Source organism: Nocardia arizonensis (assembly GCF_001310275.1).
GTDB classification, from domain to species: Bacteria; Actinomycetota; Actinomycetes; order Mycobacteriales; family Mycobacteriaceae; genus Nocardia; species Nocardia arizonensis.
Genome location: NZ_LGYZ01000027.1, coordinates 70,509 through 82,378, shown reverse-complemented (window position 1 = coordinate 82,378; position 11,870 = coordinate 70,509). Strand labels below are relative to the sequence as shown.

The following is an 11,870-nucleotide window of genomic DNA, read 5'->3' as shown; positions in this document are numbered from 1 at the left end:
ACCCGCGAGGCCGGGCGAACGCCTTACCGCTCGACTCCTATTCCGTCGACGACACCACGCGACTCCGTGTCGTCAGGTCCGGTCGGCCCGACGAAGCGCGCCGTCGACCGCCGTGAACACCGCGGCGGCCAGTATCGCCAGGGCCGAGACCAGCAGGGCGACATCGAGTCCGTGGTGGAAGGCCGTCTTGCCGGTGTCGAGCACCTCGGTGACCTTGGACAGGTATCGCAGATACGGGGTGATGTCGACGCCCTCGGGGATCTTGCCGCGTTCGACCGCGTCGACGGCATCGGCTTGCAGTTCGGTCGGCAGACCCAGTTCGGTCATGCGATTGTTCAGATCCGAGGCGAGGAAGGAGTTCACCAGCGCACCGAGCACGGCGACGCCCACCGCGGAGCCGACCTGGCGCGTCGTATTGGTCACCGCGGCGGCCATACCCGAATGCTCCGCGGGCACTCCCGACATCACGGCCGAGGTCAGCGGTACGACGGCGAGTCCGAATCCCAATCCGGCCACGGCCATCGCGGCCGAGAGCGCGGGGTCGTGGAACGGTCCGTCGAGAACATGCCGGGTCAGCAGAATTCCGCTCGCGCCGAGCGCGCAGCCGACGATCATGGGTGCGCGCGAGACGCGGCGAGCCACCCACGAACCCGCGACCAGTGACCCGACGACGATCGCCACCGCCATCGGCGCGAACACGCCGGCCGTGCACGCGCCCGAATACGACTGCATCACTTGGAGATACAGCGCGGTGAAGAAGAAGATCGAGAAGATGCCGAAGTAGACGGCGAAGGCGACGACCAGCGCACCGCGCACGGCGGGCAGGCGCAGATATCGGAAGTCGAGCATGGGTGCGCGGGCTCGGGCCTCGACAGCGACGAAGCACGCGAACGCGATGCCGCCGAGCACGAACAGCGCGAGCACCGGCCGCGCGGAGTAGCCCTGTTCCGCACCCGCGGTCGCGGCATAGATGACCGATCCGAGGAAGATCGCGCCGAGTACGAATCCGGCCGAGTCGACGGGGCCGGGGTGCGGGTCGGCGCTCTCGGGCACCGACCACACCGCGACGACGAGGGCCACCGCGCCGATCACCAGGTTGAACCAGAAGATCGAACGCCATCCGTAGGCGTCGACCAGCACGGCACCGAGCACCGGACCCGCCGCCAACGCCAGTCCCGACACCGCCGCCCACATGCCGATCGCCCTGGCACGGGCGCGCTCATCGGGGAAGATGTGCCGCAGCAGCGACAGCGTCCCTGGCTCCGACGCGGCCGCCCCGACGCCCATGATCGCGCGTCCGAGGATCAGCAGCGCCACACTGGTCGCCACCGCCGCGACCACCGATCCGGCGCAGAAGATCACCAACCCGACGATCATGACCTTCTTGCGGCCCCATCGGTCCCCGAGCGATCCGCCCGCGAGCATGAGGCCCGCGAAGAACACCGTGTAGGCGTTGACCACCCATTGCAGCAGGGTGACGTCGGTGCTCAGCTCGCGCCGGATATCCCCGAGCGCGACACTGACCACGGTGGTGTCGAGAAAGGTGACGAACAGGACGGTGGTGACCGCCGCCAAGGCGACTCCCGGCCGCGCCGTCGTCACCGTCTTGTCCATCGGCTCCACGCGCACAGGCTACTTGCCGAAGGTCGGCCCCATGAACCTCGCGCGTCGACCCGAACCCGCGAATTCGTTCTCCTGCACGGCGCTCCGCACGCGTTCGCCACGCCCGGACACCTGGCCGCTCATGCCGGCGCACGTCGTAGCCCGGCCACCGCGCCGGGGTGGTCAGCCGCGGCGGTGACTCCCGCGGCGGCGTCGCATCCATCGGTCGGCGGCTATGGAAGCGGCTGGCGGAGTTCTCGGAGAGAGACAGCGTTGCCACCTTGTTCCTTCGCCTGATACATGGCCTGGTCGGCGCAGGCGAGCAGCCGCTCGGACGGGAGGCAGCGCTCGTCAGCCGTCGCGTGCTCGCAGACCGCGACTCCGATGCTGACGGTGACCGGGACGGTGACTTCCGTCGAATCCTCGACGGCGTGCCGCAGCCGCTCGGCCAGCGCGCGGGCGGACGCGGCATCCAGGTGATCGATGATCGTGAACTCTTCGCCGCCGGTGCGCGCGATGGTGGCGGCGGGGCCGACCGTCGCGCGCAATCGGGCGGCCGTTCTGGCCAGCACTCTGTCACCCTCCTGGTGACCGAAGGTGTCGTTGACGACTTTGAACCGATCGAGGTCGATGATCATCGCGCAGGTCGGCGGACCGGACTGGAACAGCCGCGGTAGGTGGTAGTCGAGTCCACGCCGGTTCAGCAGCGTCGTCAACGGATCCGACAACGCGTCGGTGCGCAGTACCCAGAAGACGAATTGCAGCGCGGGCAGCACGAAGACGACCGCGAGCACCATGATCAGCGTGGTGGCCACCGCGAGCGGTATGTTGCGGTCGGAATCGGCGGCGATCATTCGAATCATCACGATGAGCACCGAGAACAGCGCCCACCCCGCGTGTGCGGCGAGGATTTTGGCGCTGTGGAAGACGGTGATATAGCCGCCGGTCAGGATCAGGGTGGTGATGTTGAGCATCGCGACGCGACTGGTCACGAGCAGGCAAACAGTCGTGATGGCGACATCGGCGACAACCATCGATCCGAGTGATGCCGACACTGTCGGCCAGGGCAGCACGAGCCAGCGCAGTGCCATCAGCACCGAGATGATCGCGATGACTCCGATCGCCGCTCGCCCCGGGGCATGCTGTGGGCCTTCGGCCGACAGCAGGAGCATGGTTCCGACCACCGACAGTCCCAGGCCCGACATGCCTATCAAGGACTTCACCAAATTCAGTGCCGAATGGTATCGGAGCGTGCTCAGCAGCCAGTCGTAATCCGTGGGTTCCAGCCACCACATCCGTACCGCACGCCAAGTGCTCATCAATGCCACCTCCTGCGCGGAATCGGGCACTACACGCCATCGGGTCGACGAGAGCCGTGGCCCACCGTGTGCCCGGCCGCGTCGGACGGGTGGACCGTGAACGACGCGGATCGCTGACGGCGGTCCGGTGCGGAGCTTTCCCGATCACCGACCGACTCTAACTCGCCGGCGTAGGACGAACTCATACTCCATCGCCTTCGCGATACCGGCGCCGGTGCTCGACGCCGCAGTGACATCCGATACCCATCAGCGCCGACGTGTCGAAAGCGATGCCTCGAAAACAGCAGGTCAAGGCCATTCTACAGTCCGCTTCGAGAGCTCGTCCCGCGTTCGTGCCAACGCCGCCCGCCTGCCGGCCGGCGCACCACCACGACCGTGGCGGCCGCGGACACCACACAGGGACGCGCAGCGATGCCGATGTCACCCGGAATGGGTGACGAGTCCCGTGTCCGCGCGGAGCACGATTCCCGCAAGACCCGTGCCCGCCACCGATGAGGAGTCGGGACCGCCGCCGCGGCACCCGCGGCGCTGAGCCGCAGCCACCGACGGTCCCGTATATCGACCGGGCCGGCTCGGTGGTTCGCATATCGGCGCGAATCGGCATACGCCGGGAGAGGAGCGCCAGATGTCGTCGCCGAGAGCGCGGTCGAGTTCGCTCGTGCTGGCCGTGTTGGCGTCGGGGCAATTCCTGATGACGCTCGACAGCTCCGTGATGAACGTGTCCATGGCCACCGTCGCCGAGGATCTCGATACCACCATCACCGGCATTCAGACCGCCATCACCCTGTACACGCTGGTCATGGCGTCGCTGATGATCACCGGCGGCAAGGTGGGCGCCATCGTGGGCCGTCGCCGGGCGTTCGGGATCGGTCTCGTCGTCTACGGCACGGGTTCGTTCGTCACGGGGCTGGCGCCGAACCTGACCATCCTCTTGTTGGGCTGGTCGCTGCTGGAGGGAGTAGGCGCCGCGTTGATCATGCCCGCGATCGTCGCCCTCGTCGCAGGCAATTTCGAACCCGAACGCCGGTCCGCGGCCTACGGTCTGATAGCCGCCGCCGGAGCGATGGCGGTGGCCGTCGGCCCATTGCTCGGCGGCGCCGTGACCACGTTCGCCTCGTGGCGGTATGTCTTCTTCGGCGAGGTGGTCATCGTGGTGTTGATCCTGCTGGTGTTACGCCGGGTCGAAGACGCTCCGACCGGGCGTATGCGGTTGGATCTGCTCGGGTCGCTGCTGTCGGCGGCGGGGCTCGGCATGGTCGTCTACGGGGTGCTGCGGTCGAGCGAATGGGGTTGGGTCCGGCCCGAGGCCCGCGGACCTGTCGTCCTGGGTCTGTCGCCGGTCATCTGGCTGTTGATCGGTGGCCTGCTGACGTTGTACGTGTTCCTGCGGCGGCAGACCTATCTGGTGGCGCGGGGCCGCGATCCGCTGGTGGATCCGAGCCTGTTCCGTAACCGGCAACTCGTCGGCGGCTCGAGCATGTTCTTCGCGCAGTTCGCCGTTCAAGCCGGAGTCTTCTTCGCTGTGCCGCTGTATCTGTCGGTCGTGTTGGAACTGAGCGCGCTCGAAACCGGGATGCGGATACTTCCGCTGTCGGTCGCGCTCGTCCTGGCTGCCGCGGGCATTCCCCGGTTCCGGCCGCATGCCGCCCCGCGCCGGGTCGTTCGGCTCGGCCTGGTCGCGATGATCATCGGCGTCCTGATCCTCGCCGCAGGCATGGACCCCGGCGCGAACGCGGCCGTCGTGGCGATACCGATGCTGTTGATGGGGTCGGGTCTCGGCGCGTTGTCCTCGCAGCTCGGCGCGGTCACCGTGTCGGCCGTACCCGATTCCCGAAGTTCGGAGGTCGGGGGACTACAGAACACCGCGACCACCCTCGGCGCGTCCATCGGCACCGCCCTGATCGGGTCGATCCTCATCGCCACACTGACCTCGACGGCGGTCGCGGGCATCGAGAACAACCCGGCGGTTCCCGCATCGGTGCGACAGAAGGCCACCACGGATCTCGTCGCCGGGGTGCCGTTCCTGTCCGACACGCAGTTGTCGACCGCGCTCGACGACGCGGGCGTCGACGACGCCACTGCGAGCGCCGTCCTCGCGGTCAATTCCGACGCTCGGCTCGAGGCGCTGCAAACAGCGTTCGCCGTGACAGCTCTGCTCGCGATCGCGGCCCTGTTCGGCACCGGTCTGTTGCCGCGCCGGCCGGTGGACGCGGACGTCCCAGATGATTAGGCAACCCAATCCCGAGTAGAGGAGCCGACATGGGCGAACAAGTGGCGTTGGGCGAGGTCCAGGAGACACTTCTGATTCCGCTGTACGGTCGGGCCAGGGATGCCGCGGGACGGGCGAGCATTCTCGGGGACCGGCGGGCGATCGAGTTGGTGGAGGCGATCGACTACGACTTCGGTAAGTTCCGCGGGCCCGCGCTCTGGGGTGTCGTGCTACGCACGTCGATTTTCGACGAGTACGTGCGCGGATTCCTGCGTAGGCATCCGTACGGGACGGTGGTGGATCTGGGGTGCGGGTTGTCGACGCGTTTCGATCGGCTCGACAACGGGTCGGTGCGCTGGTTCGATCTCGACGTCGATGACACGATGGTGTTGCGCCGCAAGTTCTTCGCCGACTCCGACCGGTACACGATGATCACCGGTTCGCTGTTCGACACCGAATGGCATGCTCGCGTGACGCAGCGTCCCGGACCTGTCTTCTTGGTCAGCGAGGCGGTGCTGCTGTATTTTCCGGCCGTGCGCGTGCAGAGCTGGTTGCGGGAGGTCGCCACGGCGTTTCCGGCGACAGGGCTGGCGCTGGATACGGGTGGGCGAGCGATGATGAACCATCAGGATCGCAATCCGGTGCTCAAGACGGTGTCGGCGCGGATGAAGTGGACGTGCGACAACCCGGCCGATCTCGAACGGTTCGGTGTGCGGTTGATCGAATCGCGGACCTTCGCCTCTCCGCAGCCCGCCGTGGCCCGGACATGGCCCGCGAGATACCGCTACCTGCTCAAAGGGTTCGGCTGGGCGAGTCCGGTGTCGACCTACAAGATAAATCTGTTCACCACGGACCCGGCCCGGCGATAGCCCGGGCCGCTCGCCCGGTGGACGGGCGGCGATCACCGCTGCCGGGCACGCCGTGATCGGCTACAACTGAGGGCGTTCAGCGGCGGTGGCAGCCGCCCGTACTCGATGCCGGGAGAGTGGCCGTATGCCGACCGTCGACACCGTGACCGGTCCCCTGCCGACTTCGGCGCTCGGCCGCGTCCTCATGCACGAACACGTCTTCGTGCTGAATCACGAGTACGCGCGCAACTATCCCGAGACCTGGGACGATGCCGCTCGCACCGAGGACGCGGTGTCGAAGTTGGATGCCCTCGCCGACGCGGGCATCGACACCATCGTGGACCTGACCGTGCTCGGACTCGGGCGCGATATCGAACGTGTCCGCGCGGTCGCCGAGCGGACCAGGGTGCGCGTCGTCGTCGCCACCGGGTTCTACACCTTCACCGAATTGCCCACATACCTTCGGCTTCGCGGTCCGGGACGGATGATCGGCGGTGACGACCCGATGGAGGACATGTTCGTCCGCGATATCGAGGTCGGCATCGCGGGCACCGGAATCCGTGCGGGAATTCTCAAATGCGCGACCGACGCGCCGGGGGTGACGCCCGATGTCGAGCGGGTGCTGCGGGCGGTGGCGCGCGCCCACCTGCGCACCGGCGCGCCGATTTCCACGCATACCGATCCGCGCACCGCCCGCGGGCTCGATCAGCAGCGGATATTCCGGGAGGAGGGCGTCGACCTCACCGCCGTCGTCATCGGGCACAGCGGAGACACCACCGACCTCGACTACCTCCAGCGCCTGCTCGACGCGGGCTCGTACCTGGGCATGGACCGTTTCGGTCTGGAGCCGCTGCTGTCCTTCGACGATCGCGTACGCACCGTCGCCGAATTGTGCGCACGCGGCTATGCCGAGCGCATGGTGCTCTCGCACGACGCGTCCTGCCACAGCCACAACTTCGATCCCGCCTACCGCGCCGAGCACATGCCCGACTGGCATTTCACCCACATCACCGACGCCGTACTCCCCGCCCTGCGCGAGCGCGGGGTCGGCGACGAGCAGATCGACGCCATGCTCGTGGGGAATCCGCGCCGCATCTTCGAGGCCGCCTCGGACGGCCGGGCACAACGATCAGGAATCGAGAAGCGCTGGTCAGACCTCAGTGGCTAACGTTCTGCGCAACCGGGATCCGGCATTTCCGCCGGATCGTTCGACCGCACAGGAGGGCTGCGATGACAGAGACGACGACGAGTAACAGGCCGGTTCGGCAGATGCACCGGTGGTTCGGGATCCTCTTCACGGCGACACTGGTCGTCACGATGGTGGTCCTGGCGCTGTCGGGGCCGACCTGGGTGTCGTACGTGCCGCTGCTCCCGCTCGCGTTGGTCGCCTTCAGCGGGCTCTACATACTCGTCGCGTACTACGCGCGACGCCGCGCGGCGACCGGTTCGGCGGAACGGGGAGCGCCGCGGGCGCGGCGGGCGCACCGCTGGTCGGCCGTCGCTTTCGTGGTGACGGTGCTCGCGACCTTCGTCGCGCTGGCGCCTTCGGATCCGATCGTGTGGGTGTCGTATCTGCCGCTGTTGCCGCTCGCGGTGTCGCTCGGCACGGGGCTCTACGTGTTCGCGCTCCCCTACCGGCGTGGTTCCGGGCGGAAATCGACCGGCGCTGCGTCCTTGTCGACGCCGTAGCGCGCGGACCGTCCCGAGCGGACCTCGCGCGATTCAGTGCGGCAGGTTGCGGTCGAACAGGGCGAGCAGTTCTCGATAGTGCCGTTCGGCGGCCTCGCGGTCGTAGGCGGAAGTGTCGGCCTGGGTGTAACCGTGTTGGGCGCCTTCGTAGACCTCGGTTCGGTACCGGACCCCGGCGGCGTCCAGCGCCTTGTCGAATTGGGCGATGTGTTCGGGCGTCATGTGCTGATCCTCGCCCGCGTGGGCGAAATACAGCTCCCCCGTGATGTTCGCGACGGTCAGGTGCGCACTGTCCGGGGCGTCGGTGACGAGCGGTCCGCCGTGGAATCCGGCGACCGCCGCCACCCGGTCGGGGAACATGGCCGCGATCAACACCGCGAGCCGCGCGCCCATGCAGTAGCCGGTGACGCCGACCTTGCCCTCGGCGACCCGGGGCGAAGCGGCCAGCCACGCGAGGTAGGCGTCGGCGTCCCCGCGCATGAGCTCCGGGGTCAGCGCGCGAATCATCGGGAAGACCTGCTGGAGGATCTCCGGCCGCTGTGCCGGGTCGATGAACTCCGGCAGGTCTGTCACCGGAGCACGTCCATGCCGGTAGAAGGCGTTCGGCAGCAGGACCGTGTAGCCGTGTGCGGCAATGCGATCGGCCAGCGACCGCAGGCTTGGCCGCGGTCCGAAACCGTCCTGGATCACCAACACTCCCGGACGGGCGACGCCGTCGTCGAGGTAGGCGACGTAGGCGTCAGCGATTCCATCGGGTGTCCGAATGTCGACCGATGTACCACGCACTACCGCCATCGTTGAATTCTCCTGTCGGATCACCTGTTTCGAACATACCGCATTCGGCGCCCGCGTCCTCTCGCGTATACCCGCCGGCGAAATCCCGGTGGTGATGATTCGATCGGATCATGACAGACAACGAGGTAGCTCAGGTCGTGTCGGCGAGCCGGGAGATCACGGCCCCCGCGGAGGTCATCTTCGAGTTGATCGCCGATCCGTCGCAGCAGCCGCGGTGGGACGGCAACGACAATCTCGCCGAAGCCCCGAGCGGACAGCGGGTGCGCGCTGTCGGCGAGGTCTTCGCCATGACGCTGACCAACGGCAGCGTCCGCCACAATCGCGTGGTGGAATTCGAGGAGGTCCGACGCATGGCCTGGCTGCCCTGCGAACCCGACAAGGAACCTCCGGGGCATCTGTGGCGCTGGGAACTCGAGCCCCTCGGCGACACCATCACCCGCGTCACGCACACCTACGACTGGACCGATCTCACCGACCCGAAGCGCCGCGCCCGAGCCGAAGCCACCACCGCCGACGCACTCCGGTCCTCCCTCGACGCACTCGCCGCCCTCGCCGAACAAGGCTGACCACGGAACGCACGGCCCGTCAGGCGGAACGGAAAGCGCCGGGCGGCTTTCCGGTGGTGCGCCGCAGGAGACGGTTGAGAGCCGAGGCGTCGGCGAGGCCGACGGCTCGGGCGACGTCGGCGATACTGCGGTGGGGGTCGCGTAGCAGGTCGAGCGCGGCTTCCACCTTGATTCGCTGGACGAATTGGATCGGCGGCAGTCCGGTCGTCGCGTGGATCCGCCGGGCCAGGGTTCGGCTGGAGAGGTGGGTCGCCGCGGCGAGGTCGGTCAGGCGGATCGGGCTGTCGAGCCGGTCGAGGACATATCGTTCCACGGCGGCGAGATCGGGATCGATGTCGCGATAGGCTTCGCTGCGCCGGAACGGTGTCTGTGAAATACGAGGCGCCACGGCGATTCTCGCGGAAACCGAGCTCGCGACGGCGGACCCGAGGACTTCGTCGACGATCGCGAGGAGTAGATCGACATGCCCGAGCGCGGCGCCCGCGGTGATCACCGGAGGGTCGCGGACGAGCATTCGGTCGGCGTCCACACGACAAGTCGGGTACCGGCGGGCGAAGACGCCGGCGAGCCACCAGGTCGTGGTCACGTTCCGGTCCGCCAGGACGCCCGCCTCGGCGGCGAGGAAGGTGCCCGTGCAGGAGGCCGCGATCCGGGACCCCCGCGCGTCGGCGAGCCATCGCGACGCCGCGCGCACATCGGGCTCGGCGAGGCGGCGTTCGATCTCGGTGGCCGCGGAGCAGCCGATTCCGGGAATCACGATCCACGGGCGGGCAGAACCGGCCTCGGACAACGGGGTGGCTGACACCGAGAGCCCGCCGCGCAGAGCGACCGTACCGCCGTCACCGCCGACGACCCGGATGTCGACCGCGGGCCGGTGTCCCGTGTGGCGGCTGCGGGCCAGCGCCTCGGCGAGGTCGACCGTGGCGGCGACACCGAGGGGCCCGGAGCCGGGCAACACCAGCAGATCCATCGAGAGCACTTGGCTAGATTAGCCAAGTATTTGTCGATTACGCCACTGCTTCGATCGGCCGTCCAGCCCTACGGTGAATCCCATGCCTCTTCTATATATCCGCACCTCGGCGGGCGGTTTCACCGCCGACGCCGGGCGAGCGCTGGTGGCGCGGCTGACCGAAGCGAGTTGGCGCGCGGAATCCATTCCCGACACTCCCGAGGCGAGATTGCGTTCGCTGGCCGTGTACGACGAGATACCGGCAGGCCACACCTTCTGCGGGGGAATTCCCGCCGACGACATGGCGCTGCTCGTACTGGTGAACTTCACCGCGAGCGAAGGTGTCCTCGATCCCGTCCGGCGTCAAGGCTTCGCCGCCGACCTCGAACAGGCCGCCCGCGACACCGCGACCGGCCTCGAAGGCAGGCGGCTGGTCACCTCGGTGACCTTCGACGAGGTACCGGAAGGCCGGTGGGGGCGCGGCGGGAGAATAGTCCGGCTACCCGAAATGGCCGCGGCCGCCGGTTTCGAGCATCTGCGGGAAATCGCCGCCGGGTAGGCGCCCGCTTCGACGCCGGTTGGAACGCCGCGCCTCGTCGAGGCCGATCGAGCTCACTCCCCCGACCCGTCAGTAGTTCTGGCCGGGCGGATATTCGGAGAAGAACTGTTGTAGCAGCGGAGTGGCGGCGTCCAGACCCCATTTGGCGACACCGAGAGCGGCATTACCGAGGTTGATCACGACGAAACCGATGACATCGCGATTCTGTTCCGCCATATCCCGCAGTGGTTCGATGATGTTGGTGAACATTGTCGGTCCTTCGGCATCCCGTTGGATGATCATTCCAGACTGCCACACCCGCCATACGCGGCCAAGCATTCACGCAGTCGACCGGATGCGGGTGACCCGGCCGGGGTGACAAGATGGGCCGCGCTCGGCGCCGACCGGCCTGCGGCGGATCGAAACGCGGGCACGACGGGACAACCGTCACCGATGCCGGGAAATACCCGCTCACGCCCCCTCATGGAGGTACCCCTTGCGTATCGGTATCGGTCTTCCGATCTCCGCGCCCGCTGCCCTGCTCGACTGGGCCCGCCGCGCCGACGCGGGGCCGTTCTCGACCCTGGGACTGCTGGACCGGCTCGTCTACGACAATCCCGAACCGCTCACCGCCCTGGCCGTACTCGCGGGCGCGACCCAGCGAATCGGCTTGCAGACCGAAGTGCTCATCGCACCGCTGCGCGATCCCGTCCTGCTCGCCAAACAGGCCGCGACACTGGATGTGATGTCCGGTGGCCGCTTCGTTCTCGGACTCGGGATCGGCGGCCGGGCCGACGACCACGAGGCTTACGGAACCGAACCATCGGACCTCGGCGCGCGCATGGATCGCCGGATCGCGCTCATGCGCGACATCTGGGCGGGCGCGCCCTACAGCCGGACCTGCGGTCCGATCGGTCCCGCGCCGCTGCGCCCCGAAGGTCCCGAACTCCTCTTCGGCGCGTTCCGCCCGGCCGCCCTCGACCGCGTCGGCCGTTGGGGCGGCGGCTTCCTCTGTGCCGCCGCGCCGTCCTGGGCCGGTGGACTGATCGACACCGCCCGGCGATCCTGGCGCGACCACGGCCGCGAGGGTTCGCCGCGCATAGTCGCCCAGGTCAATGCCGCGCTCGGCCCCCGGGAGGTCGTCGAGGACGCCCGCGAGGCGATGGGCGCGTACTACGCGTTCACCGGACGCGCCGGGGACATGGTCGCCGGAATGCGCACCACCGGAGCCGAGATACTGACCGCCATCGAACAATTCGATGATCTCGGCGTGGAAGAGGTCATCCTCTACTGCTACGGCCGCGACGCCGGCCAAGTCGACCGACTCGCCGATCTCCTCGGCTGAGGGACGATCA

At 68.0% G+C, this 11,870-nt stretch carries 12 protein-coding genes; 7 read left to right on the top strand and 5 right to left on the bottom strand.

Features of this window, described 5'->3' with window-relative positions:
• Positions 1 to 72: 72 nt before the first annotated feature.
• The gene (locus APZ21_RS04350; RefSeq protein ID WP_082392829.1) at positions 73 to 1,614 is read right to left on the bottom strand and encodes an MFS transporter; all 1,542 of its coding nucleotides are present in this window, start codon (positions 1,612 to 1,614) and stop codon (positions 73 to 75) included.
• Positions 1,615 to 1,835: 221 nt separating this feature from the next.
• On the bottom strand, positions 1,836 to 2,921 hold the full coding sequence (locus tag APZ21_RS04345; RefSeq protein ID WP_156370655.1) for a GGDEF domain-containing protein: 1,086 nt from the start codon (positions 2,919 to 2,921) through the stop codon (positions 1,836 to 1,838).
• Between the two features lie 625 nt (positions 2,922 to 3,546).
• Between APZ21_RS04345 and APZ21_RS04340 the strand changes: the two genes are divergently transcribed.
• The 4 genes from APZ21_RS04340 (at position 3,547) to APZ21_RS34970 (ending at position 7,667) form a co-directional block, all read left to right on the top strand.
• Entirely contained in the window at positions 3,547 to 5,151 is a 1,605-nt protein-coding gene (locus APZ21_RS04340) for an MFS transporter (RefSeq protein WP_054811898.1), read from the top strand.
• 29 nt (positions 5,152 to 5,180) lie between these two features.
• The gene (locus tag APZ21_RS04335) at positions 5,181 to 5,999 is read left to right on the top strand and encodes a class I SAM-dependent methyltransferase (RefSeq protein WP_054811897.1); all 819 of its coding nucleotides are present in this window, start codon (positions 5,181 to 5,183) and stop codon (positions 5,997 to 5,999) included.
• A 124-nt stretch (positions 6,000 to 6,123) separates the two neighbouring features.
• Entirely contained in the window at positions 6,124 to 7,146 is a 1,023-nt protein-coding gene (locus tag APZ21_RS04330) for a phosphotriesterase family protein (RefSeq protein WP_054811896.1), read from the top strand.
• A 62-nt stretch (positions 7,147 to 7,208) separates the two neighbouring features.
• Positions 7,209 to 7,667: a hypothetical protein gene (locus tag APZ21_RS34970; protein WP_204249033.1), complete on the top strand. Its 459-nt coding sequence runs from the start codon at positions 7,209 to 7,211 to the stop codon at positions 7,665 to 7,667.
• Between the two features lie 33 nt (positions 7,668 to 7,700).
• Here the strand turns inward: APZ21_RS34970 and APZ21_RS04315 are convergent, their stop codons facing one another.
• Entirely contained in the window at positions 7,701 to 8,462 is a 762-nt protein-coding gene (locus tag APZ21_RS04315) for a dienelactone hydrolase family protein (protein ID WP_054811895.1), read from the bottom strand.
• 110 nt (positions 8,463 to 8,572) lie between these two features.
• Here APZ21_RS04315 and APZ21_RS04310 point away from each other — a divergent pair, with 110 nt between their 5' ends.
• The gene (locus APZ21_RS04310; protein ID WP_054811894.1) at positions 8,573 to 9,028 is read left to right on the top strand and encodes an SRPBCC family protein; all 456 of its coding nucleotides are present in this window, start codon (positions 8,573 to 8,575) and stop codon (positions 9,026 to 9,028) included.
• A gap of 19 nt (positions 9,029 to 9,047) precedes the next feature.
• Here APZ21_RS04310 and APZ21_RS04305 read toward each other — a convergent pair whose 3' ends face one another.
• Positions 9,048 to 9,998: a GlxA family transcriptional regulator gene (locus tag APZ21_RS04305; protein ID WP_054812029.1), complete on the bottom strand. Its 951-nt coding sequence runs from the start codon at positions 9,996 to 9,998 to the stop codon at positions 9,048 to 9,050.
• An 82-nt stretch (positions 9,999 to 10,080) separates the two neighbouring features.
• On the opposite strand from APZ21_RS04305, the gene APZ21_RS04300 reads away from it, so the two are divergent.
• A complete protein-coding gene (locus tag APZ21_RS04300; protein WP_063125070.1) occupies positions 10,081 to 10,536 on the top strand; it encodes a hypothetical protein in 456 nt (151 codons plus the stop codon).
• Positions 10,537 to 10,605: 69 nt separating this feature from the next.
• Here APZ21_RS04300 and APZ21_RS04295 read toward each other — a convergent pair whose 3' ends face one another.
• Positions 10,606 to 10,785 carry a hypothetical protein gene (locus APZ21_RS04295; protein WP_054811892.1) on the bottom strand — a complete coding sequence of 60 codons (180 nt, stop codon included), beginning with the start codon at positions 10,783 to 10,785 and terminating at the stop codon, positions 10,606 to 10,608.
• 226 nt (positions 10,786 to 11,011) lie between these two features.
• On the opposite strand from APZ21_RS04295, the gene APZ21_RS04290 reads away from it, so the two are divergent.
• The gene (locus APZ21_RS04290) at positions 11,012 to 11,860 is read left to right on the top strand and encodes an LLM class flavin-dependent oxidoreductase (protein ID WP_054811891.1); all 849 of its coding nucleotides are present in this window, start codon (positions 11,012 to 11,014) and stop codon (positions 11,858 to 11,860) included.
• Positions 11,861 to 11,870 lie beyond the last annotated feature (10 nt).

What these genes read in the sequence shown, in the direction of transcription:
- APZ21_RS04305 (WP_054812029.1), bottom strand. Translation starts at nt 9,998, where the DNA reads ATGGATCTGCTGGTGTTGCCCGGCTCCGGGCCCCTCGGTGTCGCCGCC.
- APZ21_RS04350 (WP_082392829.1), bottom strand. Translation starts at nt 1,614, where the DNA reads ATGGACAAGACGGTGACGACGGCGCGGCCGGGAGTCGCCTTGGCGGCG.
- APZ21_RS04345 (WP_156370655.1), bottom strand. Translation starts at nt 2,921, where the DNA reads ATGAGCACTTGGCGTGCGGTACGGATGTGGTGGCTGGAACCCACGGAT.
- APZ21_RS34970 (WP_204249033.1), top strand. Translation starts at nt 7,209, where the DNA reads ATGACAGAGACGACGACGAGTAACAGGCCGGTTCGGCAGATGCACCGG.
- APZ21_RS04310 (WP_054811894.1), top strand. Translation starts at nt 8,573, where the DNA reads ATGACAGACAACGAGGTAGCTCAGGTCGTGTCGGCGAGCCGGGAGATC.
- APZ21_RS04335 (WP_054811897.1), top strand. Translation starts at nt 5,181, where the DNA reads ATGGGCGAACAAGTGGCGTTGGGCGAGGTCCAGGAGACACTTCTGATT.
- APZ21_RS04340 (WP_054811898.1), top strand. Translation starts at nt 3,547, where the DNA reads ATGTCGTCGCCGAGAGCGCGGTCGAGTTCGCTCGTGCTGGCCGTGTTG.
- APZ21_RS04315 (WP_054811895.1), bottom strand. Translation starts at nt 8,462, where the DNA reads ATGGCGGTAGTGCGTGGTACATCGGTCGACATTCGGACACCCGATGGA.
- APZ21_RS04300 (WP_063125070.1), top strand. Translation starts at nt 10,081, where the DNA reads ATGCCTCTTCTATATATCCGCACCTCGGCGGGCGGTTTCACCGCCGAC.
- APZ21_RS04330 (WP_054811896.1), top strand. Translation starts at nt 6,124, where the DNA reads ATGCCGACCGTCGACACCGTGACCGGTCCCCTGCCGACTTCGGCGCTC.
- APZ21_RS04295 (WP_054811892.1), bottom strand. Translation starts at nt 10,785, where the DNA reads ATGTTCACCAACATCATCGAACCACTGCGGGATATGGCGGAACAGAAT.